The organism is Shinella granuli (assembly GCF_004341885.1).
GTDB lineage: Bacteria > Pseudomonadota > Alphaproteobacteria > Rhizobiales > Rhizobiaceae > Shinella > Shinella granuli.
The window spans coordinates 68,355-92,043 of sequence record NZ_SLVX01000001.1 but is presented as its reverse complement, the minus strand read 5'-3'; the positions used below and the strand labels follow the sequence as shown (position 1 = coordinate 92,043).

The 23,689-nt window shown below is 64.4% G+C and carries 22 protein-coding genes; 10 read left to right on the top strand and 12 right to left on the bottom strand.

Annotated elements, in window-relative coordinates:
• Window positions 1-46: 46 nt before the first annotated feature.
• Window positions 47-553: a DUF1993 domain-containing protein gene (locus EV665_RS00435; protein WP_133032697.1), complete on the top strand. Its 507-nt coding sequence runs from the start codon at window positions 47-49 to the stop codon at window positions 551-553.
• A 196-nt stretch (window positions 554-749) separates the two neighbouring features.
• Here the strand turns inward: EV665_RS00435 and EV665_RS00430 are convergent, their stop codons facing one another.
• From EV665_RS00430 to EV665_RS00390, 9 genes are all read right to left on the bottom strand, one after another.
• Window positions 750-2,429 carry a formate--tetrahydrofolate ligase gene (locus EV665_RS00430; protein WP_064330807.1) on the bottom strand — a complete coding sequence of 560 codons (1,680 nt, stop codon included), beginning with the start codon at window positions 2,427-2,429 and terminating at the stop codon, window positions 750-752.
• Window positions 2,430-2,680: 251 nt separating this feature from the next.
• Window positions 2,681-3,829, bottom strand: a complete 1,149-nt coding sequence (locus EV665_RS00425; protein ID WP_064330808.1) for a DUF2333 family protein — start codon at window positions 3,827-3,829, stop codon at window positions 2,681-2,683.
• Complete coding sequence (locus tag EV665_RS00420) at window positions 3,822-5,123, bottom strand: DUF6638 family protein (RefSeq protein WP_133032696.1); 1,302 nt, start codon at window positions 5,121-5,123, stop codon at window positions 3,822-3,824. Before EV665_RS00420 ends, EV665_RS00425 begins: the two co-directional genes overlap by 8 nt.
• The gene (locus tag EV665_RS00415) at window positions 5,120-5,524 is read right to left on the bottom strand and encodes an endonuclease domain-containing protein (RefSeq protein ID WP_064330810.1); all 405 of its coding nucleotides are present in this window, start codon (window positions 5,522-5,524) and stop codon (window positions 5,120-5,122) included. Before EV665_RS00415 ends, EV665_RS00420 begins: the two co-directional genes overlap by 4 nt.
• A 156-nt stretch (window positions 5,525-5,680) precedes the next feature.
• The gene (locus EV665_RS00410; protein ID WP_133032695.1) at window positions 5,681-7,591 is read right to left on the bottom strand and encodes an AAA family ATPase; all 1,911 of its coding nucleotides are present in this window, start codon (window positions 7,589-7,591) and stop codon (window positions 5,681-5,683) included.
• Window positions 7,592-7,756: 165 nt separating this feature from the next.
• On the bottom strand, window positions 7,757-8,905 hold the full coding sequence (locus EV665_RS00405) for a hypothetical protein (RefSeq protein ID WP_133032694.1): 1,149 nt from the start codon (window positions 8,903-8,905) through the stop codon (window positions 7,757-7,759).
• A 187-nt stretch (window positions 8,906-9,092) separates the two neighbouring features.
• The gene (locus tag EV665_RS00400) at window positions 9,093-10,181 is read right to left on the bottom strand and encodes a hypothetical protein (RefSeq protein WP_064330813.1); all 1,089 of its coding nucleotides are present in this window, start codon (window positions 10,179-10,181) and stop codon (window positions 9,093-9,095) included.
• Window positions 10,182-10,354: 173 nt separating this feature from the next.
• The gene (locus EV665_RS00395; protein WP_064330814.1) at window positions 10,355-10,732 is read right to left on the bottom strand and encodes a c-type cytochrome; all 378 of its coding nucleotides are present in this window, start codon (window positions 10,730-10,732) and stop codon (window positions 10,355-10,357) included.
• A gap of 29 nt (window positions 10,733-10,761) precedes the next feature.
• Window positions 10,762-11,349 (bottom strand): thymidine kinase, encoded by a 588-nt coding sequence (locus EV665_RS00390; protein WP_064330815.1) that lies wholly within the window; start codon window positions 11,347-11,349, stop codon window positions 10,762-10,764.
• Between the two features lie 229 nt (window positions 11,350-11,578).
• Here EV665_RS00390 and EV665_RS00385 point away from each other — a divergent pair, with 229 nt between their 5' ends.
• From EV665_RS00385 to aptA, 6 genes are all read left to right on the top strand, one after another.
• Complete coding sequence (locus EV665_RS00385; RefSeq protein ID WP_133032693.1) at window positions 11,579-12,538, top strand: choline ABC transporter substrate-binding protein; 960 nt, start codon at window positions 11,579-11,581, stop codon at window positions 12,536-12,538.
• A gap of 150 nt (window positions 12,539-12,688) precedes the next feature.
• Entirely contained in the window at window positions 12,689-13,561 is an 873-nt protein-coding gene (choW, locus tag EV665_RS00380; RefSeq protein WP_064330817.1) for a choline ABC transporter permease subunit, read from the top strand.
• A complete protein-coding gene (gene choV / locus EV665_RS00375; RefSeq protein ID WP_133032692.1) occupies window positions 13,558-14,598 on the top strand; it encodes a choline ABC transporter ATP-binding protein in 1,041 nt (346 codons plus the stop codon). The genes choW and choV overlap by 4 nt, the downstream gene beginning before the upstream one ends.
• A 77-nt stretch (window positions 14,599-14,675) precedes the next feature.
• Entirely contained in the window at window positions 14,676-15,440 is a 765-nt protein-coding gene (locus EV665_RS00370; protein ID WP_133032691.1) for a HugZ family pyridoxamine 5'-phosphate oxidase, read from the top strand.
• Window positions 15,441-15,624: 184 nt separating this feature from the next.
• Window positions 15,625-15,963 (top strand): ArsR/SmtB family transcription factor, encoded by a 339-nt coding sequence (locus tag EV665_RS00365; protein WP_064330820.1) that lies wholly within the window; start codon window positions 15,625-15,627, stop codon window positions 15,961-15,963.
• Window positions 15,964-16,141: 178 nt separating this feature from the next.
• Window positions 16,142-17,467 carry an omega-aminotransferase AptA gene (gene aptA / locus EV665_RS00360; RefSeq protein ID WP_064330821.1) on the top strand — a complete coding sequence of 442 codons (1,326 nt, stop codon included), beginning with the start codon at window positions 16,142-16,144 and terminating at the stop codon, window positions 17,465-17,467.
• 70 nt (window positions 17,468-17,537) lie between these two features.
• On the opposite strand, the gene EV665_RS00355 is transcribed toward aptA, so the two are convergent.
• A complete protein-coding gene (locus EV665_RS00355; RefSeq protein WP_133032690.1) occupies window positions 17,538-17,948 on the bottom strand; it encodes a thiol-disulfide oxidoreductase DCC family protein in 411 nt (136 codons plus the stop codon).
• Between the two features lie 31 nt (window positions 17,949-17,979).
• Window positions 17,980-18,480, bottom strand: a complete 501-nt coding sequence (locus EV665_RS00350; protein ID WP_133032689.1) for a GNAT family N-acetyltransferase — start codon at window positions 18,478-18,480, stop codon at window positions 17,980-17,982.
• Window positions 18,481-18,693: 213 nt separating this feature from the next.
• Here EV665_RS00350 and EV665_RS00345 point away from each other — a divergent pair, with 213 nt between their 5' ends.
• The 3 genes from EV665_RS00345 to EV665_RS00335 all read left to right on the top strand — a co-directional run bounded on the left by EV665_RS00345 (window position 18,694) and on the right by EV665_RS00335 (window position 21,597).
• Entirely contained in the window at window positions 18,694-19,563 is an 870-nt protein-coding gene (locus EV665_RS00345) for an aldose 1-epimerase family protein (RefSeq protein ID WP_133032688.1), read from the top strand.
• Between the two features lie 81 nt (window positions 19,564-19,644).
• On the top strand, window positions 19,645-21,339 hold the full coding sequence (gene ade / locus EV665_RS00340) for an adenine deaminase (protein ID WP_133032687.1): 1,695 nt from the start codon (window positions 19,645-19,647) through the stop codon (window positions 21,337-21,339).
• A gap of 57 nt (window positions 21,340-21,396) precedes the next feature.
• Entirely contained in the window at window positions 21,397-21,597 is a 201-nt protein-coding gene (locus tag EV665_RS00335; RefSeq protein WP_133032686.1) for a hypothetical protein, read from the top strand.
• A 330-nt stretch (window positions 21,598-21,927) separates the two neighbouring features.
• Here the strand turns inward: EV665_RS00335 and bglA are convergent, their stop codons facing one another.
• A complete protein-coding gene (gene bglA / locus EV665_RS00325) occupies window positions 21,928-23,571 on the bottom strand; it encodes a beta-galactosidase BglA (RefSeq protein ID WP_064330827.1) in 1,644 nt (547 codons plus the stop codon).
• Between the last annotated feature and the right edge of the window lie 118 nt (window positions 23,572-23,689).

Below are 23,689 nucleotides of genomic sequence, written 5' to 3'. Positions count from 1 at the left end.
TGGCCCCGCGGCCTTCCGACATTTCCGCCCAACAAGGTTCCCGTCCATGTCTATTCCCCTCTACGACCTCGCCATCCCGGCCTTCCAGCGCGGATTTACCGTGCTCACCAAGCTGCTCGACAAGGCCGAGGCCTTTGCGGAGGAAAGGAAGATCAAGCCGGAGGTCCTGGTCAACGCCCGCCTTGCGCCGGACATGCTTTCGCTCGCCGGCCAGATCCAGCGCATGAGCGACACGGCCAAGGGCGCCGCCGCCCGCCTGACCGGCTCCGACGCCCCGAGCTTTCCCGATGACGAAACCACGCTGGCCGATCTACGCGTGCGCATCGCGAACACGGTGTCCTATCTCGCCACCGTGCCGGAATCCGCCTTCGAGGGCGCGGCGGAACGCACCGTAGTGCTGAAGACGCGCGGCGGCGAGACGAGCTATACCGGCAAGGACTATCTCCTCACCTTCGCCCTGCCGAATTTCTACTTCCACCTGACCACCGCCTACGCGATCCTGCGCCACAACGGCGTTCCCGTCGGCAAGCTGGATTATCTCGGGCGGACGTAAGACCTGCCAGATCGTCTTGAACGATCCGGCTCTCTCTCTCTCTCTCTCTCTCTCTCCGTCATCCTCCTCCCTCCCCTCCGTCATCCTCGGGCTTGACCCGAGGATCATGCGGCGGGTGTGGCGTGGATGGTCGGGTCAAGCCCGACCATGACGGAGGGAAGGTTTGCGAGAGCGCCGACACGCCCGCCTCCCCACCTCAGAACAACCCCTCGATATACCCCTCTTCATTGAGGAAGATCTTCTCCGACGACGGCACCTTCGGCAGGCCCGGCATGGTCATGATCTCGCCGGTGATGACGACGACGAAGCCGGCGCCGGCCGAAAGGCGCACCTCGCGCACCGGTACGGTGTGGCCCGAGGGCGCGCCGCGCAGGTTCGGATCGGTCGAGAAGGAATATTGCGTCTTGGCCATGCAGACCGGCAGGTTGCCGTAGCCCTGCTCCTCCCAGATGCGCAACTGGTCGCGCACCGACTTGTCGGCGATCACCTCGCCGGCGTGGTAGATGTCCTTGGCGATAGTCTCGATCTTCTGGAACAGCGGCATCTCGTCCGGATAGAGCGGCGAGAACTGCGACAGTCCGGATTCGGCAAGCTCCACCACCTTGTGCGCCAGGTCCTCGATGCCGGCCGAGCCGAGCGCCCAGTGCCGGCAGAGGATCGCCTCGGCCCCGAGCGTCGCGACATAGTCCTTCACCGCCTGGATTTCCGCATCCGTATCCGAGATGAAGTGGTTGATGGCGACCACGACGGGCACGCCGAACTTCTTGACGTTCTGCACATGGCGGCCGAGATTCGCGCAGCCCTTCTTCACCGCGTCGATGTTCTCCCGGCCGAGATCGTCCTTCTTCACCCCGCCGTTCATCTTCATGGCGCGCACGGTGGCGACGATGACCGCCGCATCCGGCTTCAGACCGGCCTTGCGGCACTTGATGTCGAAGAATTTCTCCGCCCCGAGATCGGCGCCGAAGCCGGCTTCCGTCACCACATAGTCCGCAAGCTTCAGCGCCGTCGTGGTGGCGACGACCGAGTTGCAGCCATGGGCGATGTTGGCGAAGGGACCGCCATGCACGAAGGCCGGATTGTTCTCCAGCGTCTGCACGAGGTTCGGCTGCATGGCGTCCTTCAGGAGCACCGTCATCGCGCCGTCCGCCTTGATGTCGCGGGCAAAGACCGGCGACTTGTCGCGGCGATAGCCGACGATGATGCTGCCGAGCCGCTTTTCGAGGTCCTTCAGGTCGGTCGCAAGGCAGAGGATCGCCATGACCTCCGAGGCGACCGTGATGTCGAAACCCGTTTCGCGCGGATAGCCGTTGGCGACGCCGCCGAGCGAGGCGACGATGTGGCGCAGCGCCCGGTCGTTCATGTCCATGACGCGCCGCCAGGCGATGCGGCGAATGTCGATGTTCTGCTCGTTGCCCCAGTAGATGTGGTTGTCGATAAGGGCGGAAAGCAGGTTGTGCGCCGAGGTGATGGCGTGGAAATCGCCGGTGAAATGGAGGTTCATGTCCTCCATCGGCACGACCTGCGCATAGCCGCCGCCGGCCGCCCCGCCCTTCACGCCGAAGCAGGGGCCGAGCGAGGCCTCGCGGATACAGGTGATCGCCTTCTTGCCGATGCGATTGAGGCCGTCGCCGAGGCCGACCGTCGTCGTCGTCTTGCCTTCGCCCGCCGGCGTCGGATTGATCGCGGTGACGAGGATCAGCCTGCCGTTCTTCCTGCCCCTCTGCGCGGCGATGAATTCGGCGCTGATCTTCGCCTTGTCATGGCCGTAGGGCAGCAGGTGCTCCGGCGGAATGCCGAGCTTTTCGCCGATCTCCAGGATCGGCCTCTTCTTCGCGGCGCGGGCAATTTCGATATCGGATTTCACGTCGGCCATGCGGTGTCGCTCCCTCTCGGCACAGCTACCGCAACCGGGTCTCCTCCCCTGACGGCGGTGCTTCCTTCTTTATTTGCCGCGCCATTTCATCGTGAAGCCGGGGGCAATGCCACACCGGGTTTTGCCGCCCGCTAGACCAGAAACGACATGGGGAGATAAATTTGCGGCGAATAGCGAATAGCGAATAGCGAATAGCGAATAGCGAAAGAGATCTTGCCCCCATTCGCTATTCGCAACGCCCTATTCGCTCACTACCGCGCCAGCACGTCGCGCATCTCGACGAGATTGGACCGCACGCGCAGGACATAGAAGCCCATCGTGGCAAGATGCGTCGGCATGATCCAGCCGTCCTCGCGGCCGTTGGAGATGATCGCCGGCTGGATGTTGAGGGCGGACCGCAACTGCTTGATGCTCTCCGTCCAGATCGGCTCGATGCCGCGCAGCTTGATGACCGCATCGAAATCGGCGCCAGCGGCCGAAAGGATGCCGTAATAGCCGTAGAGCTGGCCGTAGGCGAACCAGTAGCGGTCGTCCGCACGCGTGTCGAACCAGCCGCCATTGTGGAACTCCGACCGTTCGCGAATGATGGCGGAGGTCGAGCCGATGTCGTTGGCGATGCGGTCGAGGAATTCGATCAGGTTGTCCGAACGGCCGTCGAAGATCGCCTCGCAGGCCTCCAGCGCGGCGTTGAACTTGCGCAGATCCGCCATCGCCGTGCGGTAATAGGTCGGCGTCGGCGTCTTCGGCAGAAGCGAATCCGAGCCGAAATACCAGGTCTCCTCATCGAACTGGATATTGCCGCGGGCCCGCTGGAGATCGGCATTGATGCCCGAGGTGCCGCGCACGCGGCCGAGCGAATCGACGAGCTCGACCGCGGTGCGGCGGACCGCCTGGTTGATGCCGCGCTGGAACGAGGCCTTGTTGTCGAACCAGGGCGTGCGGTCCCAGTCGAGCCCGAAGAGGCCGAGCTTGTAGAGCAGCATGGACGAAATCCACGCATTCTGGTTGACGTTGTAGTCGATGAGATCGGCCGTCACATCGACGATGGCCGAGCGCACGCAGGTCTTCGGCTCCGGCTCGGCGACCTCGCCCGCTGCCGGCGTGGTCGCCTGCCCGCTCGATGCGCTGCCGGCATCCTGCTTGCGCTGGGCGAGATTGTAGCTGTTCACGTAATCCGGGCTGAAGCCGCTCCACATCTGGGTTTGCCAGATGAAATAGGCATAGAAGCCGACGAGCAGCACAAGGCCGATGCCGATCGGCCCCTTGATGATCCAGCCGCGGGCCCGATACCAGTTCGCCACCGTGAGGAACGGCCAGAGAACCCAGGCGATCACGAGGCCGATGCCCCGGCCGATGGCCGCGAAGATGCGCTGGAAGAACGCGACGATCGGGTCAAGCATGGGCGTCGTCCTCTCTGATACCGAAAAGTTTCCTGCGGAAGGCAGCCTTGTCCTGCAGATAGGTTCGCGTCAACGTGGCGACAACGTATTCGCGGAACTTTTCGCTGTAGTGCTCGTAGGCGGCGTAGAACCCCTGCTTGTCGAAGATGAAGCGCGAGACGAAATCATAGGGAACCATCTGTGAAATCAGGCGGTTGACCAGCCACTGGTCCGGATGCTCGGGCGCTGCGCGCACCAGCATGAAGCGCCGTTCCGGCGGCACGTCGGCGATCTTGATCTCCCCCGTCGACGCAAGCGTTCGGATCGCCTCCTGCAGGAAGGGATAGGTGCCGTCGCGCGCCATGAGCTCGGCATTGCGATGCATCCAGGTCTGCAGCCAGATGCGGTCTGCCTTTTCGAGATCGGCGGTCGGATCACCCCGGTTGACGAGGCCGACGACCGTCATCTCCGCCCGGTGCTGGAAGAGGCCCGACGGCTCCACCCAGGAGGCGCGCGGCAGCTCCAGTCGCCTGGTGGAGGCCAGGAAATCGAAGATGCGCTTGTGGTCGTCGAGCGCGATGTAGCTCACCTGCCAGGGCCGGGAGCGACGGAAGCCCGGCACGGTCGGATCGCAGATGACCGTCGTCGTCTTGTCGTCGAGGAAGACGTAGACGCCGCCGAAATGGTTCGCCCAATAGGCCTCGTGGCGGAAGACGAGCTGGTCGGGCACCAGCGCGTTCTGGCGGATGTCGCCGGTCTGTTTCGCCAGTTCCACCATGCGGTTGAGCATGGCGTCGTCCGCCCAGGCATTCGGCACGGTCTTCAGCCGGTCGACGAGGCCGCGCAACTCCCCCGCCTTGCCGAGCATGTCCTCCGCCGACAGCACCTTGAAGCGCACCTCGTTGATCGAGAGCAGGTCGTCGATGTCGTTGACGACGGAGACGGAGTCCTCGATCTCGCCATAGAGCGCGTCGCGGATGGTGATGGCGTTGATCGCCCGGGCGTTGGCCGAGAAGAACTCGTGCATCAGCGCCGCGGTGTTGGAAAAGCTCGTATGCACGACCGGCAGGTTTACCTGCTCCGGCGTCATGATGATGAAGCGACGGTTGACGCGGTTCGGATCGAGATAGTCCCGATCGCCGAGCTCGTCGGCGATTTCGGGCGAAAAACCGGTCATGTCGATGCGGAAACTGGTGAGCTCCGTGCGGCGCATGCCGAACCCGTCGAGCGCCTTGTTGTAGCGCTCGACCAGATGCGGCTCATCGATCGGCAGCAGCCGTCCATAGATCAATTCGGCTTCGAGGAGGCGTTTCATGCGCTCTCCGGCGCAGGCAGGAACGTAAAGTCTGTCCCAGACGTGCGCTCCGCCAGCCGGCCCTCGCATATCGCCACGATCGTCTCCAACACAGCCTCGCGCTCCGTTATCACGTCCATGTTCCAGAAACGGGCAACGGACCAGCCATTCATGCCCATGAATTCATTTCGCTTCCGGTCATATTCACTACCCGCATGCTGGCTTCCGTCAACCTCGACCACCAGCATTTTCTCCCGACAGGCGAAATCTGCGAAATAGGGGCCGATCGCAAGCTGCCGCACGAACTTGAAACCGTTCAGGCGCCGCCCGCGCAGGTCCGACCAAAGCAATGTTTCCGCATCATTGTCGACTTGGCGCAATTGCCGTGCTCTTTCGGTCTTTTTACCGTCCGCGCCGCGCATTTGCCCCTCACCCTAACCCTCTCCCCGCAAGCGGGTAGAGGGGACTTGCCTCACGAACGGATATTGGCTGGGGAAACCAGCGCGACATATCCCCTTCGCCCCGTTTACGGGGAGAAGGTGGCCGGCAGGCCGGATGAGGGGCAAATGCCGCACTCACTACCACCGACCCTCCGCCTTCATCGTCTCGATCTCGCGGATCGCCTTCTCGCGCTGGCGTTCGCGGCGGATGATGTCGGAAACCGCCGCGTCGTCGGATTTGTCCGTATAGCGGAATTCGCTGTCGGCGTAGCGGTTGATCTCCTGGAGGACCATTTCCATGGTGATCGGGCCGCGCAGTTCCTCGATCATCGCCTTCTTCTCGTCGTAGCCCTTGTGCATGAAGGCGCCGGCTGTGGCGAACCAGTCGTCCGGCAGGTCCACGTCCATGGCGCGCATCTTGATCGCGTCGGTGATGTTCTTGATGGCGCGGCCGGTGAAGCGGGGCTCGGCGATCTTGATGCGGTGGAGATAGGCGCCGACATCGGCGAGCGACTTGATGGCGCCGTGCTCCTTCTCGTGCATCTCCCAGACGGCGAGCAGGCCCTCTTCCTGCGGTTTTGCATGTTGTTCGTAGGAGGTGGAGACGGCACGCTTGATCTCCTGGCCCTCGAAGAGCGTGTGCGCGCCGAGCGGGATCGAGTGGTTCCTGCCGACCAGCATGGCGAAGATGTCGATATAGTCGTCCTCGGTCTGCGGTCCGTCGACCAGCCAGCGGGCGCCGGCGCGCTGGCGCAGCGCATCGTCGACGTTTTCCGGATAGTTGGAGAACATGCCGAAGGTGCAGTTGCCGCGCACCACGGTCGAGGCGCCGGCAAAACTTTCCATCAGCACCGCGGTCACCTCGTGCTGGCCGGCCGAGGCCCGGTCGTCCGAACGTTTCGCGGCGACCTGGTCGACGTCGTCGATCGTGCCGAAGCCGATCGCCTTGGGGTTGATGACGTTGTTGACGAATTCCTTGCAGTTCTGGCCGGATTTGCCCTGGTAGGAGGAAATCTGGTCGACGCCGAAATTCTCGTAATGGAAGGCGTAGCCGGCGGTCTGGCAGTAATCGTTGACGAGGCCGGCGAGCATCTGGATGAGGATCGTCTTGCCGGTGCCGGGCATGCCGTCGCCGATGAAGGTGAAGAGGAAACCGCCGAGTTCGACGAAGGGGTTGAGCTGGCGCTCGAAATCATAGGCGACGAGCATCTTGGCGAGCTTCATCGCCTGGTATTTGGCGATGTGGTTGCCGATGATTTCCTCCGGCTTCTTGAAGGTCATCGTGAGCGGCTTGCGCTTCTGGCCGGGCGCAACGTCGAAGCCGGAGAGGGTGAAATCGTCCTGCTCGATGCGGATATGGGCATTCTCGAAGCCGGCAAAGCCGGTGAAGCGCGCGCGGCGGCTGATCAGCCCCTCGATGGCGACGCGGGCGAAGGCCCGGGCGCGGGAAACGAGCGCCGCATCGTCCGGCGCACCGGCAATCGTCCGGTCGAGGCCGGCGACCATGCTCTTCAGCGCGTCCTGCGGCGTGTCGAAGAGATAGTCCGGCTCGCCGCCGTCCTCCACCGGTTCGCCCTCGCCCGGCAGCGTCGCGCCGAGATAGGCGGCGAAGGTGAAGGCGGCGATGTAGGCGGAGCCGGCAAGCAGCGCCTTGAACTGGTTCGCCTCGTCGCCCGTCAGGGGCGAGGCGAGATTGCGCGATTGCAGGCCTTCGAGATTGGTCTGGCGGGAAAAGGCATCCGTCACCGCCAGGGCGACCTGAAGACCACGGCGGGAGCGGAAGAGCACGGCATGCTGTTGCGGCGAGAGCAGAGGGTCGGCGGCGCGCACGGACTGGATGGTCCTTGCCAGCTCCACCTCGCGCGTGCGCCGCGCGCCGGCGGTCGAGACCGTCGACACGAAACGCCGGCCGGTGCCGGCAAGCGCGGTGCCCTGTCTGCCGTCGTCGCTTTCGAGGATGACGAGTTTGGTGACGAGGCTCTGCGCCGTCGCCTGGTGCTTGGCGATATCGTCTTCGTGGATCGTCGTCAGTCCGGCATTGAGGCTCATCGGTCTCAGTCCTTCTGAAAGTTCGGCGGTGAACAGGCGCCGAGGGATTTCTGGCTCCCCAAGGAGCGGTTTGCAGCCAATCTCCCGGAAGATCGGCAAGACGCGCGACACGGCGAAGGTGAAGGCGAGCCGGCAGGCCGGCCCGCCGATCGTTCCAGAATAGCCCTACCCTTCGCTGATCACCTGGTTTCCCGAGATCACATGCACCTTGTAGGCGCCGAAAATGCCGACGGTCTCGCCCGCGGCATAGAGCGCCTGATAGGCATCGTGCGGCACCAGCGCGTGTTTCTCATAGGCGCTGACGCCCATGCGGGCCGCTTCGAGATCGTCGGTCTCGATATGGAACTCCTCCTGCGCCGGGGTCGAGCTCCAGAAACCCTTCTTCGCCGGGCGCTCGGCCTTGGAGAAGACCTCTTGCACCGTCCAGGTCAGCAGCCAGGCGTTTTCCGGCTTCCGAACCTTGGAAAGGATCTCGTTGACCCGCTCGTTGTTCTCGGTGATGCCAGCCGAATAGAACGGCCCCAGCACGATGCGGCGCAACTGCTTGGGATGGAGCGTCGGAAAATCCCGGTCGAGATTGGTGGCGATCGTCGCGGGGGTGAGCGAATAGGCGCTGTTCTTCAGCGCGAAATCGTCGAAGCGGCTGGCAAGCTCGGGATTGAGCAGGCCGCCGACCGGCAGCGGGATGTCCACGTCAGGATTGAGCTTGCCATCCTTGGTCACGAGCATCTTAATGACGTTCTCGCTCGAATCCTCGATCGTCGCCATGTAGACCATCGGCAGCGTCGCCGTGCCGTCGAAGGCACCCCAGCAGACGACGTAATAGGGCCGCATGGTCTTCGGATTGACGGCGACTCGGATCGTCTCCGGCAGCACGAAAGGCGAGAAGATGTCGCCCTTGCCGATCTGCTCCAGATAGAGACGCTCGGCCATGCGCGCCTGGAGATCGCCCGGAAACGCCTTGTGACGCAGGATGAAATCCGCCATCTCGCCGCGCAACTGGTCGGCGTTCGGGATCGCGGCAAGCCGCTTTTCCGCACTCTGCCGGTCGTTCTCCAGTTCCAGCACGTTCTGGAACACCGGAAAGCCGCTCTCGGCGCGCGAGACGCGGAACTGCTGGACGAAGCCGATGCGGTTCTCCCAGCAGGCGAAGGAGGCCTTCAGCCGGGCAAGATAGGGCACGACGATCTCGCCCACCACGCTGTTGCGGTAGAGCGGCGAGTTGCGATCGGCGAGGAAGATCTCAAGGCCGCCGAGGGCGGCGCGGATGGTGGAGAAATATTGCGCGACGGCGCTGTCGGCGGGGGCGTTCATGGCGCATCCTCACCGGCACTCCAGGACTGCCCCTCATCCGGCCTGCCGGCCACCTTCTCCCCGTAAACGGGGCGAAGGGGATATGCCGATCGGGTTTCCCCAAACAATACCGGTTCGCGGGGCACGTCCCCTCTCCCCGCTTGCGGGGAGAGGGTTAGGGTGAGGGGCAATGGCATGCCTGCAACCATCACGGCTTCACGTAGTTCGCGGTGTTGTGCTTGTCCATGACAGCCTGGAAGCGCCGGGCGAAGGCGTCGTCGGCAAGTTTCTTGCGGCGCTGGATGTCCTGCGTCGCCAGCATGTTCTTCTCGTGCATTTCGAGGAGATCGCCGATATGGCGCTGGGCGGCCGAGCCGATGCCGGCCATGGTCTCTTCCGCGGCCGTGTCGACCTGCGAGCCGAGCGTGTTGATCTTGTGCGCCACATCCTGCTGGGCGGCCGTCTTCAACGAATCCTCCAGCGCCTTGTAGAGCACGATGCGCTGCTCGGTATCGATGGTCAGCTTGTTGATCAGCGTGTTCTGCGCGGCGATCTGGTTGTTGAGCGAATCGACGAAGGTCTGGAACATCGAGGTGTAGCGTTCCAGCGTCTGGCTTTCGGCGAGCAACTCCTGCTCCTTCGCCTGCATCAGGTTGTATTCCGTCGCCAGCGCGGAGCGCTCGCCTTCAAGGTCCGTGCGGGTCTTCTGGTCGGTGGAGGCGGCGATGCGGTTTTCGAGGTCCATCAGCAGCGGATTCAGTTCCTCGATGCGCTTCTGGGTGGCTTCGAGGTTGACCATCGTGCCCTTGCGCCGCTCAATCACCTGCACGAGGCTCGCCTCGGAGGTCTTGTAGCGCTGGTCGAGGATCGACTTCTGCTCCTTCAGGATGCCGACGATCGTGTCGGACTTGGAGAGCAGTTCCTGGAGGTTGCCGGCGAGCGACATGTTGCGCACGCGGTCGGTGCGCATGCGCTGCATCTTCTGCTTGGAGAAGATGCCGATGAATTTCTCATAGCCCGTATAGCTCTTCATGCTCTCGAATTCGGTGCCGAAGATGTTCGTCGCATCTTCCAGCCCGATGATGAGGTCGGCAATATTGCCTTCCATCACGCGCTGCTGGGCGATGACGTCCTGGATGCGGGCGTTCTCGATGTCGAAATTGACGTCGCCGAGCTTGGTGTCCGCCTTGGCGAACTGGTCGAGCACGGTGCTCGACTGCTCCAGCTTGCTGCGCATCTGGTTGACGACACTGCGGGTCTTCTCGATTTCCGCGTCGAAGTTCTGAAGTGTGGCCATGCTTGTCCCCTTGAAACTCTCCACGGCAGACGTCTGCGCCGCCCGATTTATTCCATCGCGGCAACACTATACGATTTCAGGCAGATAGGAACCTGCCCGCCGCCTTTACCGAACAAGATGTGGGACGGCACGGACCGGCCGCAAGACCGGCGCCGAAAATTTCCGGCGCACGGCTAGTAGCCTGCCGGCGCCTTCAGATAGGCGATGAGGTTGGCGATATCCTCGATCTTCTTCAGTCCCGCAAAGGCCATGGCGGTGCCCGGCACCATGGCCTTGGGCGACATCAGGTATTCGGCGATCAGGGCTTCGTTCCACACCCTGCCGCCCTCGGCGAAGGCCTGCATCCTCGCGGAATATCTGTAGTCCGCGACGGAGGCGACCGGCCGGCCGACAATGCCGGCGAGCGTCGGCCCGACGCGGTTGACCGGCTCGACGGAATGGCAGGGCGCGCATTTCTTGAAGACCGTCTTTCCCGCGATCGCATCGCCCTCCGCAAGGGCGGGGGCGGCAAGACAGAGGAAGGCGGCCGTGACGAGAGAAAGCTGTTTCATCGTGTGTCCCCTCGCCGCCCCTTCCGCCGTCAATCGGCGTTCATGATGTCGTCCCAATGGCGGCGGCAATAGGAAACGTACTTGTCATTGCCGCCGATTTCCACCTGCGCGCCTTCCCGCGCCACCTTGCCGTCCGCCCCGAGCCGGACGACCATCGTCGCCTTGCGGCCGCAATGGCAGATGGTGCGCACCTCGCGCAGCTCGTCGGCGATGGCGAGCAGCGCTTTCGAGCCGGGAAAGAGCTTGCCCTGGAAATCGGTGCGCAGGCCGTAGGCCATGACGGGGATGTGCAGCCGGTCGGCGACGCGGGCGAGCTGCCAGACCTGCTCCTCGGAGAGGAACTGCGCCTCGTCGACGAAGACGCAGGCGATCTCGCCGCTGCCGTCGCCATTCAGTTCCTCGACATGCTTGTAGAGGTCGTCGGCATGGTCGAAGGCGATGGCTTCCGAGGTCAGGCCGATGCGCGAGGAGATGCGGCCCTGGCCGGCGCGGTCGTCGAAGGAGGCGATCAGGATCGCCGTGCGCATGCCGCGTTCGCGGTAGTTGTAGGACGCCTGCAGGAGCAGCGTCGACTTGCCTGCGTTCATCGTCGCGTAGCTGAAATAGAGCTTGGCCATGGTTTTCTCCGTCCCCGCCTCATGGCCCGGCAAGGCGCGATTTTCCAGTCGAAAAGGCCGGAAAACCACAGAAAACCGCGCGGCCCGCCTTCTGCGACATCCATGTGCAAAATTGCGAACAGGTCCGAAATTTATTGGACCTTTCAGGGGCTTCCAGCTACGCCAAGGTGCTTGAAAGCATGTCGTTTTGATGATTGGCTAAACCATCAGTTATAAGGGGAGCAATAAAATGAAGTCTGCATCGCCATTCAAGACCCTTCTTGCCGCAGCCGTGTCCGTCCTCGCGCTTGGCGCCGCCAATGTCTCGGCCGCCGAAGCCGAAAGCTGTGGCAAGGTTCGCTTCTCGGACGTGGGCTGGACGGACATCACCGCCACGACCGCCACCGCGACCGTTCTGCTGAAGAGCCTCGGCTACGAGACGGAAGTGACGGTCCTGTCCGTTCCGGTCACCTATACCTCGCTGAAGAACAAGGACATCGACGTCTTCCTCGGCAACTGGATGCCGACCATGGAAGCCGACATCGCGCCCTTCCGCGAGGACGGCTCGGTCGAGACCGTGCGCGAGAACCTGGAGGGCGCGAAATACACGCTGGCGACCAATGCCAAGGGCGCCGAACTCGGCATCAAGGATTTCGCCGACATCGCCAAGCAGAAGGATGCGCTCGGCGCCAAGATCTACGGCATCGAGCCGGGCAATGACGGCAACCGCCTGATCATCGACATGGTCTCGAACAACAAGTTCGATCTGTCGGGCTTCGAAGTGGTCGAATCCTCCGAGCAGGGCATGCTGGCCGAAGTCGCCCGCGCCGAGCAGGAAGGCACCCCGGTCGTCTTCCTCGGCTGGGAGCCGCACCCGATGAACGCCAACTTCAAGCTGACTTATCTCACCGGCGGCGACGACGTCTTCGGCCCGGACTTCGGCGGCGCGACGGTCTATACCAACGTGCGCCAGGGCTATGTCGGCGAATGCCCGAATGTCGGCAAGCTCCTGCAGAACCTCAAGTTCACGCTGGAAATGGAAAACCAGATCATGGGCAAGATCCTGAACGACGGCCAGGATCCGGAAGCGGCCGCGACCGACTGGCTGAAGGCCAACCCGGCCGCCGTCGAGCCGTGGCTTGCCGGCGTGACGACCAAGGACGGCAGCGGCGAGGCCCTGCCGGCCGCAAAAACGGCACTCGGTCTCTAACGGACCAGAACGGGGCGGGAAGGAAACTTTCCCGCCCTTCTTGCCTCCGGATACTGCGATTGCCGCAAGAGTGCGCGAGCGGTCTTGCGTTGCGGACCGCGCAGATGTTCCGGCTGCGCATCGTCAACCTCCAGACGAAGGCTTACTGCCGTGGATTGGCTTACCGTTTCCAAAATTCCGATCGGCCCGATCGCCAAGGACGCCGTCAGTTGGCTGACGACGAACGGCAAGGGACTGTTCGACTTCCTGAAGGTCTTCCTGCAGGCTGGCATCGATGCCGTGCTCTTCCTGCTGCAGGGACCGTTTTCCAGCGCCGGCGGCAGGTTCGGCTATGCGCTGTTCCTCATCCTGCTCGTGACGGGTCTGAGCTGGTGGTTCCGCCGCTCGATCGGCGTCGCCGCCTTCACCTTCCTCGGCCTCCTGCTCATCGTGAACCAGGGCTACTGGAAGGAGACGACGGAGACGCTGGCGCTCGTGCTGGCGGCGACCGGTGTCAGCATGGTCGTCGGCGTGCCGCTCGGCATCGCCGCCGCGCGCCGGCCGTGGTTCTATTCGATCCTCCGGCCGATCCTCGATCTCATGCAGACGATCCCGACCTTCGTCTATCTCATCCCGGCCCTGATCCTCTTCGGCCTCGGCATGGTGCCCGGCCTCATCGCCACGGTCATCTTCGCCATCCCCGCGCCGATCCGCCTCACCCGGCTCGGCATCATCTCGACGCCGCCCTCGCTTGTGGAAGCCGCCCAGGCCTTCGGCGCGACGCCCGGCCAGGTGCTGCGCAAGGTGGAACTGCCCTTCGCCACGCCGCAGATCATGGCCGGCCTCACCCAGACCATCATGCTCTCGCTGTCGATGGTGGTCATCGCCGCGCTCGTCGGCGCCAAGGGGCTCGGCGTTCCCGTGGTGCGCGCGCTCAACACCGTGAACATCTCCATGGGCTTCGAGGCGGGCCTGTGCATCGTGATCCTCGCGATCATCCTCGACCGTCTCTTCCGCGCCGCCGATGATGGAGACGCCAAATGACCGAAGCCGTCGTCTTCAAGAACGTTTCCATCATCTTCGGCGACAGCCCGCAGAAGGCCCTCGCCATGGTCGATGCGGGCAAGACCCGCGACGAGATCGGCGCGGAGACCGGCCTGGTGCTCGGCGTGGCGGATGCCACGCTGTCGATCACCGAGGGCGAGATCCTCGTGCTGATGGGCCTTTCCGGCTCCGGCAAATCGACGCTGCTGCGCGCGGTCAACGGGCTCGCCCCGGTCGTGCGCGGCGATGTGCAGGTGAAGGCCGCAAGCGGCGCGGTGAACCCCTATACGGCAACGCCGAAGGCGCTGCGCGACTTCCGCATGCACACCGTCTCGATGGTGTTCCAGCAGTTCGCGCTGCTGCCCTGGCGGACCGTCGCCGACAATGTCGGCTTCGGCCTGGAGCTTGCCGGCGTGCCGGACCGCGAGCGCAAGGCGCGCGTCGCCGAACAGCTCGAACTCGTCAATCTCGCCAAATGGGCGGACCGCAAGGTGAACGAGCTGTCGGGCGGCATGCAGCAGCGTGTCGGGCTTGCCCGCGCTTTTGCCACCGGCGCGCCGATCCTGCTCATGGACGAGCCGTTCTCCGCGCTCGACCCGCTCATCCGCACGCGCCTGCAGGACGAGCTGCTGGAATTCCAGCGCCGGCTGAAGAAGACCATCCTCTTCGTCAGCCACGACCTCGACGAGGCCTTCCGCATCGGCAACCGCATCGCCATCATGGAAGGCGGGCGCATCATCCAGTGCGGCACGCCGCAGGAGATCGTCAAGAACCCGGCCAACCAGTATGTCGCGGACTTCGTGCAGAACATGAACCCGATCAACATGCTGACGGCCGGGGACGTGATGCAGCACGGCGCCTCCGCCGACGGCGGCGTGACGGCGACCGCGGCACCGCAGACCCCGCTCGTCGACATCCTCGACGCCATGGCCCGCACGCCGGGCAATGTCGGCGTCGTCGACAACGGCACGGTCGTCGGCACGATCAACGCGCAGGACATCGTGAACGGATTGACGCGGCACCGCCGGCGCGGCTGACAGGACTTCGTGAAAGGATTAGATAGAGCAGCGCCCCATGGGGCGCTGCTTTTTCATGGAAGGACGGGAGCAAGACCATGACCGAAAAGGACAAGCCGAGCGTCCTGCGCGAAACCGACGACGACGCCCGGCGGCTTGCCCGCACGCTGCTGCGCTCCGCCCGGAGCTGCGCGCTTGCCGTCATCGAGCCGGAAAGCGGCGCGCCCCTCGCCAGCCGCACGCTGACGGGCACCGATACGGATGGCACGCCGGTCATCCTCGTCTCGGCGCTTTCCGTCCACACCCAGGCGCTCCGGCGCGATCCGCGCGCCTCGCTGCTGGCGGGCGAGCCCGGCAAGGGCGATCCCCTCGCCCATCCGCGCCTGACGGTGCTCTGCGAGGCAGAGGAAGTGGCCCGCGACAGCGCCGCCCATGCCGGGCTGCGCGAACGCTTCGTCCGCCGCCATCCCAAGGCGAAGCTCTATGTCGATTTCCCCGACTTCGCCTTCTTCCGCCTCGTGCCGCTGCGCGCCCATCTCAACGGCGGCTTCGGCAAGGCCTTCGTGCTGACGGCGGACGACCTCATGATTCGCTCCCCGGCCCGCGGCGCGCTTGCCGAAATGGAAACCGGCGCCGTCGCGCACATGAACAGCGACCATGCGGAAGCGGCCGGCATCTATGCCCGCCACTATTGCGGCGCGAAGGACGGCGACTGGATCATCGTGGGGATCGACGCCGCCGGCATCGACCTTGCCAGCGGCGACAAACTGAAGCGCCTGGAATTTTCACGGGAACTTGATCAGGCCGTGGAACTTCGTGGCGAGCTTGCGCGTTTGCTTCAGGAAGCAAGGGCGGCGGGCTGAACCGCCTGCATTTGCGCGAAATCCGCTTTGGGCACCGTTCTCCGATTGGGAGAGGTGCCTATCGCTATGCGTGCAGCATACCCCCATTTCTGGCTCTTGATGAGGGGTATTTTGTTTATATGCTAACAAGCGGATTCAAATAAAATCACATAATTTGAAGCGGAAACGCCCAAAGGAGTTTCAGATGGACAAGATTTCAGACGCAGAACATGCGCAGGCCGAGGTTGCATCCGACTTTCTGTCCGCCATGGCAAACCCGAAACGCCTGCTCATCCTGAAGGTCCTGGTCGAGGGCGAAATCGCCGTGGGCGCCCTTGCAAACCAGGTGGGACTCAGCCAGTCGGCCCTGTCGCAGCACCTGTCGAAGCTGCGCGCGCAGAATCTCGTCACCACCCGCCGCGATGCCCAGACGATCTACTATTCCAGCAAGTCGGATGCCGTGCTGACGATTCTCGACGCGCTCGAGCGCATCTACCGGGCCTCCGGCAATGGCGCGACGGAAAAGAAGCTGCGCATCGCCTGAACGACCCCGATAGACCCCGATTGCAACGCCCCGGCCAAATCCGGGGCGTTTTGCATGGAACCATCCGCTTGACGGCCCCGGGCGCCTTGATAATTTGACCAGCGGGTAAAAATCCCACCCGCCGGGACGGCCACCGCTTTCAAAGGCCCCAGCATTTCAAGGATCACGGAGAGACCGCATGTCCAACCGCCTCAACACACCCAACGATCTGCGTGCCTTCTGGATGCCGTTCACGGCAAACCGGCAGTTCAAGAAGGAACCGCGCCTCTTCGTCGGCGCCAAGGACATGTACTACACCACCCATGACGGCCGTCAGGTGCTCGACGGCACGGCGGGCCTGTGGTGCGTCAATGCCGGCCACTGTCGCCCGAAGATCACCGAGGCGATCCGCGAACAGGCCGGCGAGCTCGACTATGCGCCCGCCTTCCAGCTCGGCCATCCGAAGGCCTTCGAGCTTGCCAACCGCCTCGTCGACATCGCCCCCGAGGGCATGAACCACGTCCTCTACACCAATTCCGGCTCCGAATCGGTCGAGACCGCGCTGAAGGTGGCCCTCGCCTACCACCGCGCCAAGGGCGACGGCGCACGCTTCCGCCTGATCGGCCGCGAGCGCGGCTATCACGGCGTCAACTTCGGCGGCATCTCCGTCGGCGGCATCGTCGCCAACCGCAAGATGTTCGGCACCCTGCTGACGGGCGTCGACCACATGCCGCATACCCATTTCCCCGACAGGAACGCCTTCTCGCGCGGCGAGCCGGAACATGGCGGCGACATCGCCAGCGAGTTGCAGCGCATCATCACCCTGCATGACGCCTCCACCATCGCCGCCGTCATCGTCGAGCCGGTCGCCGGCTCCACCGGCGTGCTCATCCCGCCGAAGGGCTACCTGCAGAAGCTGCGCGAGATCTGCACGCAGCACGGCATCCTGCTGATCTTCGACGAGGTCATCACCGGCTTCGGCCGCCTCGGCGCGCCCTTCGCCGCGCAGTATTTCGACGTGAAGCCCGATATCATCACCACCGCCAAAGGCCTCACCAACGGCGTGATCCCGATGGGCGCCGTCTTCGTGACCTCCGAGATCCATGACGCCTTCATGAACGGCCCGGAGCACATGATCGAGTTCTTCCACGGCTACACCTATTCCGGCAACCCGATCGCCTGCGCCGCCGCGCTCGGCACGCTCGATACCTACAAGGAAGAGGGTCTCCTGACCCGCGCCGCTGAACTCGCCGCCTACTGGGAGGAAGGCCTGCATTCGCTGAAGGACTGCCCGAACGTCATCGACATCCGGAATGTCGGCCTGATCGGCGCCGTCGAGCTTGCCTCCATTGCCGGCGAGCCGACCAAGCGGGCCTTCAATGCCTTCCTCAAGGCCTATGAGAAGGGCCTGCTCATCCGCACGACGGGCGACATCATCGCGCTCTCCCCGCCGCTGATCATCGAGAAGCGCGAGATCGACGAACTGTTCGGCAAGCTGCGCGAGGTGCTGCAGAACAACATCTGATCCGGCAGGGGGAATGGCGGCTTCGGCCGCCATTTCCGGACGCAATCACCGCCGAGAACGATGACCCGCCTCATAACACCCGGTCCGCATCCTGCGGCGAGGGTATCCAGCAGGCGGCGCGCCGTCCGAACAACCGGTAGCGGTTGCGCGCCAGCCAGCGATAGGCGGGATCGCGCAAGAAGCGCGGGATGAGACGCAGCGCGGACAGCGCCTTCCATGGCCAGCCGAGCCCGGCATGGATCGCCAGCACCGCATCGCTGTCCTTCAGCAACAGGTCGCCGTCCACGACGATCATCGATTCGGGATCGGCCGGATCGATGCCGAAGCGGCGATAGAGCGCCGCGCCGACCGCATTCTGCATGGAGGCAAGACGGAAGCGCCGGGCGTGATCGTGCCGGAGCACGAATTGCGCATTGGCCGAGCAGAGGATGCACTCCGCGTCGAAGACGATGATCGGGCCTGCCGCGTCGTTCCGGGTCATGTCCTCAACATAGGATGGTGGCGATGCGCCATCAATCCGCGACCGCCGGAGAAAGCCGCTTTTCATAGCGCCAGACCTCCAGGTCGAAAGGCCCCTCGATCGTGTCCAGCCGTTGGACGACGGTCGCGGCAAGGTGCCAGCCGCATTTCTCGTAGAAACGGGCGGCGCGGTGATTGCCGATCGCGCAGGCGAGCCAGGCGATCGCCACGCCATCGGCGGCCAGGCGTCGTTCGGCATCCGCCACGAGCGCGGCGGCAACGCCCCTGCCGCGCCCTGCCGGCGCCACGAAAAGCTGGTCGAGCTCGTCATGCCGGATGGCGCAGAAGCCGAGCGGTGCGCCGGGCTCGCCGATGACGCGCACATCCGCCAGCATGGCCGACAGGCGATCGGCAAAACTCTGCCGCGTGCGCAGGCGGGCAAGCGCGGCTGGAAGCACCGCCGCATGCGCATCCTGCCATCCGTCAAACCAGAGCTGCGCCAGCGCCTCGATTTCCGACGGTCCGGGCGTCCTTGTGGTCCATGCCGGCTGCATCCGCTTCTCCCTGAATGAAACACGGGCGTCGCCAAAGTGCGCAGCGATCTTGCAGATTTGCGCCTTGCACTTCGGGTCCCCGGTTTGCGCATGCCTCTTTGCCAAACCGCTGCGCCCATTTGCATGACCTGCTTTAGCCGCGGCCGGATGGGCCTTGCAAGTCCGGCCGCTTTGAGGGCTATTGTGCGCGCCGGAAACCTTGAGGGCGAGCCCATGCCGACCATCACCCGTATAGAGAACGACCTTCTGTCGATCGATATCTCCTCGCTCGGCGCCGAAATGCAGGCGATCACCACCCGGGACGGGGCGCAATGGCTGTGGAACGGCGACGCCGCGTTCTGGACGGGGCGCTCGCCGGTGCTCTTCCCGATCGTCGGCAAGGCGCCCGATGACACGCTCCTCATCGACGGCAAGCCCCATGCGATGGCGCAGCACGGTTTCGCCAGGCGCCGGGAGTTCTCGCTGGCCGCCGCAAGCGATACGCTGTGCCGCTACAGCCTTCAAGCCTCGGACGAAACCCGCGCCGTCTATCCGTTCGACTTCCTGCTCTCCGTCGAGCACAGCCTTGATGGACCGACGCTCACCGTCGCCGCCGAGATCGAAAACCGCGGCAGGACCGCCATGCCCTTCGGCTTCGGTTTCCATCCCGCTTTCGCCTGGCCCCTGCCCGGCGCGGCGGGGAAGCGGCATGTCGTGATGCTCCACAATGCCGGGGAGCCGCAGCGCCAGCCACTGGAAAAGGGCCTGCTGTCGCAAGACCGCACCCCTTCGCCCTTTGCGGCGGGCCGGCTCGTCCTCTCCCCCGATCTCTTCGTAGACGACGCCCTGGTTTTCCCGGAAGGCGCGGGCAGTGGCCTGACCTTCCAGGCCGAGGGCGGTCCCGCGCTGGCCTTCCGCTTCGAGAACCTGCCGAACCTCGCGCTCTGGACCAAGCCCGGCGCGCGGTTCCTCTGCGTCGAGCCCTGGCATGGCACGGCGGCGGAATATGGCGGATCGGGCGAACTGAAGGACAGGCCCTATACGACGGTGCTCGCGGCGGGAGCACACGCCCGCTTCGCCTTCACCGTCACCTTCCCGGTCTGAGCACGCAATTCGACGCACCGGCCCTTCCCTCTTGCCGCCGCGCCGCTAGAGTCTCCCGCAATGGAATCGGGAGACTTCGCCATGGCCGACTTGGAACGCTTCATCGATCAGGGAACCGGCCGGGAGCCCGCCGACATCGTGCTGAAGGGCGGGCAGTTCTTCGATCTCGTGACGGGCGACCTCGTCGCCTCCGACATCGCCATCTCGGGCGATCGCATCGTCGGCACCTGCGGCGACTACCAGGGCCGCGCGGAAATCGACATTTCCGGCCGCATCGTCGTGCCCGGTTTCATCGACACGCACCTGCACATCGAATCCTCGCTCGTCACCCCGCACGAATTCGACCGTTGCGTGCTGCCCTACGGCGTGACGACGGCGATCTGCGACCCGCACGAGATCGCCAACGTGCTCGGCACGGAGGGCATCGAATTCTTCCTCGACAGCGCGCTGGAGACGATCATGGACATCCGCGTGCAGTTGTCGAGCTGCGTGCCGGCGACGCATCTCGAAACGTCGGGCGCGGACCTGCCGATCGAGCGCCTGCTGCCCTTCCGCGACCATCCCAAGGTGATCGGCCTTGCGGAATTCATGAATTTCCCGGGCGTCATCCACAAGGACCCCGTCTGCCTCGCCAAGCTGGAGGCCTTCCAGGGCGGCCATATCGACGGCCATGCGCCGCTGCTCTCGGGCAAGGACCTCAACGGCTACCTTGCCGCCGGCATCCGCACCGAACACGAATGCACCACCGCCGAGGAAGCGCTGGAGAAGATCCGCAAGGGCATGCACATCCTCGTGCGCGAGGGCTCGGTCTCCAAGGACCTGCTGGCGCTGCTGCCGATCATCACCGAGCGCCTCTCGCCCTTCATCGCGCTGTGCACGGACGACCGCAATCCGCTCGACATCGCCGAGCAGGGCCATCTCGACTACATGATCCGCACCGCCATCGGCCATGGCCGCGCGCCGCTCGCCGTCTACCGTGCCGCCTCGATCTCGGCGGCCAGGGCCTTCGGGCTGCGCGACCGCGGCCTCGTCGCGCCCGGCTGGCGCGCCGACCTCGTCGTCGTCGACACGCTGGAGACCTGCAAGGCCGAGATGATCTTCTCCGCCGGCCGCAGGGTGGACGATGCGCTCTTTGCAACGCGCCGGCCCGTAGCCCCGGTCGGGCTCGACAGCGTCAAGGCCCGCCCGGTCAACGCCGCCCATTTCGCCGTGCCCGTCACCGATGGCGAAACGCCGGTCATCGGCGTCCTGCCGGGCAAGATCATCACCGAGCACCGCCGCTACCGGCTGCCCGCCAGGGGCAACCAGACGACCGTCGATCTCGCGCAGGACATCATCAAGGTCGCCGTCATCGAGCGTCACGGCAGGAACGGCAACCATGCCAACGGCTTCGTGCAGGGCTTCGGGCTGAAGAAGGGCGCCATCGCCTCGACCGTCGGCCATGACAGCCACAATATCTGCGTCGTCGGCGTCGACGAAGACGACATGGCGCTCGCCGCCAACCGCCTCGGCGAGATCAAGGGCGGCTTCGTCGTGGTGGAGGGCGGCAGGGTGACGGGCGAGATCGCGCTCCCGGTCGCCGGCCTGATGAGCCTCGAACCCTACGAGACCGTCCGCGACACGCTGCACCACCTGCGCCAGGCCGCCTTCGCGCTGGGCGCCACGCTGGAGGAACCCTTCCTCCAACTCGCCTTCCTGCCGCTGCCGGTGATCCCGCACCTGAAGATCTCCGACCGGGGGATGGTGGACGTGGACCGGTTCATGCTGATGGGGTGAGGTTTACCTTTCCGCGTTCGGCTCCTTCGCATAGAATAGACATGAAGGGAGCGCGACATGACGAAACTGGAGCAGATTGAGAAAAGCGTGTCTGAACTCAGCCCAGAAGAGTTCGACCGGTTTTCCGCATGGTTCGAAGCGCTTCAGGCGGAGCGGTGGGATCGGGACCTTGCCGAAGACGCCGCAAACGGCACTCTGGACGAGCTCGGCGAACTCGCTTTGGCAAAATTCCGCAACAATCGGACACGCCCGCTTTGAAGCATCACGCCACGGACACGTTCTGGACGTGTTACGCGGCACTGCCTTCTCATATACGCGAACAGGCCGACAGGAATTTCACCCTCCTGAAAGCCAACCCCGCGCACCCATCCCTGCAGCTCAAACCCGTCGGCCGCTTCTGGTCGGCCCGGGTGGGTCTTTCTTGGCGCGCCCTCGCCGTCAGAGATGCGCAGACGGACACTCTCGTCTGGTTCTGGATCGGCTCACACGCCGATTACGACCGGCTCGTCGGACGAAAACGGTAGAACGCTCCCGGAAAGGAATATTGGCTGACCGTGCTTGCGCACGGTCAGGAATTGCCGGAACCCGCTACAACCGCACGCAGGCCATATCCAACCCGTCCAGCTCGATCGTCCCGTCCTTCAGCTTTGCCCCGAAGCCGGGCACCGACAGGGGCGCGCCGAGTTTCAGCGATTTGGCCGGCACGAATTCGGCCTTTTCATGCGTCAGGTTGAAGACGAAGAGCAATTTCTCGCCGCCCTTCTCGCGGGTGAAGGCGAGGATGTCGTGGTTGGAGTGCAGGAAGGCCATGTCGCCGTCATGCAGGGTCTCGTGTTCCCTGCGGAAGGCGAGCGTGGCCCGGTAATGGTTGAGCACCGAGCCGGCGATCTTCTCCTGCACGTCGACGGCAAGCCGGGCGTGATCCTGCGGCACCGGCAGCCAGGGCTTGCCGGTGCTGAAGCCGGCATGGGCCTCGCCATGCTGCCAGGGCATCGGCGTGCGGCATCCGTCGCGCCCCTTGAAGGCCGGCCAGAAGCGGATGCCGTAGGGATCGCGCAGGTCCTCGAAGGCGAGGTCGGCTTCGGTGAGGCCAAGTTCCTCGCCCTGGTAGAGGCAGATCGAGCCGCGCAGGGTCGACAGCAGGGTGATGGCGAGCTTGGCAATGCGCTCGCGCTCCTCCGGCGCGCGGATGAAGCGGCTGACATGGCGGTTGACGTCGTGGTTGGAAAAGGCCCAGCAGACCCAGCCGTCCGTCACTGCCCGCTGGAAGCTCTGCACGCATTTGCGCACATGGTCGGCGGTGAAATCCGGCCCGAGAAGATCGAACGTGTAGCACATGTGCAGCTTGTCGCCGCCGCTCGTATAGTCGGCGACGGTCTTCAGCGAGCGGGCGCCGTCGCCCACCTCCCCCACCGTCGCGCGCCCCTCGTATTCGTCGAGCAGCGCGCGGAACCGCTTGAGAAAAGCGACGTTCTCCGGCTGCGTCTTGTCGTAGCGATGGGTCTGCATGCCATAGGGATTGACGTCCGGCGCATCGAGGCCGACCGCTTCGGGATCGGGCTCGTGGGGCGGGTTATCGCGCAGCTTCCTGTCGTGGAAGTAGAAGTTCACCGTGTCGAGGCGGAAACCGTCCACGCCGCGATCGAGCCAGAAGCGCACGGTCTTCAAGAGCGCCTCCTGCACATCCGGGTTGTGGAAATTGAGGTCGGGCTGCGAGATCAGGAAGTTGTGCATGTAATATTGCTTGCGCACGCCGTCCCATTCCCAGCCCGGCCCGCCGAAGATCGACAGCCAGTTGTTGGGCGCCGTGCCGTCGGGCTTGGGATCGGCCCAGACATACCAGTCCGCCTTGGGATTGCTCCGGCTGGAACGGCTCTCGACGAACCAGGGATGCTGGTCGGAGGTGTGCGAGATGACCTGGTCGATGATGACCTTGAGGCCGAGGCGATGGGCCTCCGCCAGCATGGCATCGAAATCGGCGAGCGTTCCGAACATCGGGTCGACGTCGCAATAGTCCGAGACGTCATAGCCCATATCGGCCATCGGCGACTTGAAGAAGGGCGAAAGCCAGATGGCATCGACACCGAGCGAGGCGACATGCCCGAGCCGCTTCGTGATGCCTCGCAGGTCCCCCATGCCGTCGCCGGTCGTGTCCTGGAACGAGCGGGGATAGACCTGATAGATCACCGCCCCGCGCCACCAGTCATCAGCCTTCTTGCGGGGCTTCGCCATGCCTTTTCGCTCCGGTTTCCTGTTGCTTTCGGCAAGATGTAACGCGGCCCCGGCGGGGCGTAAACGGCAGGTACCCCGATTTTTCGAAGGTTGACGCGAGCCGGGTCGATCGGGATGA

Excerpts from the sequence above, each read along its gene's own strand:
- EV665_RS00345 (WP_133032688.1), top strand. The coding sequence starts at position 18,694 with ATGCCGACCATCACCCGTATAGAGAACGACCTTCTGTCGATCGATATC.
- EV665_RS00425 (WP_064330808.1), bottom strand. The coding sequence starts at position 3,829 with ATGCTTGACCCGATCGTCGCGTTCTTCCAGCGCATCTTCGCGGCCATC.
- EV665_RS00395 (WP_064330814.1), bottom strand. The coding sequence starts at position 10,732 with ATGAAACAGCTTTCTCTCGTCACGGCCGCCTTCCTCTGTCTTGCCGCC.
- ade (WP_133032687.1), top strand. The coding sequence starts at position 19,645 with ATGGCCGACTTGGAACGCTTCATCGATCAGGGAACCGGCCGGGAGCCC.
- EV665_RS00410 (WP_133032695.1), bottom strand. The coding sequence starts at position 7,591 with ATGAGCCTCAATGCCGGACTGACGACGATCCACGAAGACGATATCGCC.
- bglA (WP_064330827.1), bottom strand. The coding sequence starts at position 23,571 with ATGGCGAAGCCCCGCAAGAAGGCTGATGACTGGTGGCGCGGGGCGGTG.
- EV665_RS00415 (WP_064330810.1), bottom strand. The coding sequence starts at position 5,524 with ATGCGCGGCGCGGACGGTAAAAAGACCGAAAGAGCACGGCAATTGCGC.
- choV (WP_133032692.1), top strand. The coding sequence starts at position 13,558 with ATGACCGAAGCCGTCGTCTTCAAGAACGTTTCCATCATCTTCGGCGAC.
- EV665_RS00430 (WP_064330807.1), bottom strand. The coding sequence starts at position 2,429 with ATGGCCGACGTGAAATCCGATATCGAAATTGCCCGCGCCGCGAAGAAG.
- EV665_RS00390 (WP_064330815.1), bottom strand. The coding sequence starts at position 11,349 with ATGGCCAAGCTCTATTTCAGCTACGCGACGATGAACGCAGGCAAGTCG.
- aptA (WP_064330821.1), top strand. The coding sequence starts at position 16,142 with ATGTCCAACCGCCTCAACACACCCAACGATCTGCGTGCCTTCTGGATG.
- EV665_RS00335 (WP_133032686.1), top strand. The coding sequence starts at position 21,397 with ATGACGAAACTGGAGCAGATTGAGAAAAGCGTGTCTGAACTCAGCCCA.
- EV665_RS00420 (WP_133032696.1), bottom strand. The coding sequence starts at position 5,123 with ATGAAACGCCTCCTCGAAGCCGAATTGATCTATGGACGGCTGCTGCCG.
- EV665_RS00400 (WP_064330813.1), bottom strand. The coding sequence starts at position 10,181 with ATGGCCACACTTCAGAACTTCGACGCGGAAATCGAGAAGACCCGCAGT.
- EV665_RS00350 (WP_133032689.1), bottom strand. The coding sequence starts at position 18,480 with ATGCAGCCGGCATGGACCACAAGGACGCCCGGACCGTCGGAAATCGAG.
- EV665_RS00355 (WP_133032690.1), bottom strand. The coding sequence starts at position 17,948 with ATGACCCGGAACGACGCGGCAGGCCCGATCATCGTCTTCGACGCGGAG.
- EV665_RS00405 (WP_133032694.1), bottom strand. The coding sequence starts at position 8,905 with ATGAACGCCCCCGCCGACAGCGCCGTCGCGCAATATTTCTCCACCATC.
- EV665_RS00435 (WP_133032697.1), top strand. The coding sequence starts at position 47 with ATGTCTATTCCCCTCTACGACCTCGCCATCCCGGCCTTCCAGCGCGGA.
- EV665_RS00365 (WP_064330820.1), top strand. The coding sequence starts at position 15,625 with ATGGACAAGATTTCAGACGCAGAACATGCGCAGGCCGAGGTTGCATCC.
- EV665_RS00385 (WP_133032693.1), top strand. The coding sequence starts at position 11,579 with ATGAAGTCTGCATCGCCATTCAAGACCCTTCTTGCCGCAGCCGTGTCC.
- EV665_RS00370 (WP_133032691.1), top strand. The coding sequence starts at position 14,676 with ATGACCGAAAAGGACAAGCCGAGCGTCCTGCGCGAAACCGACGACGAC.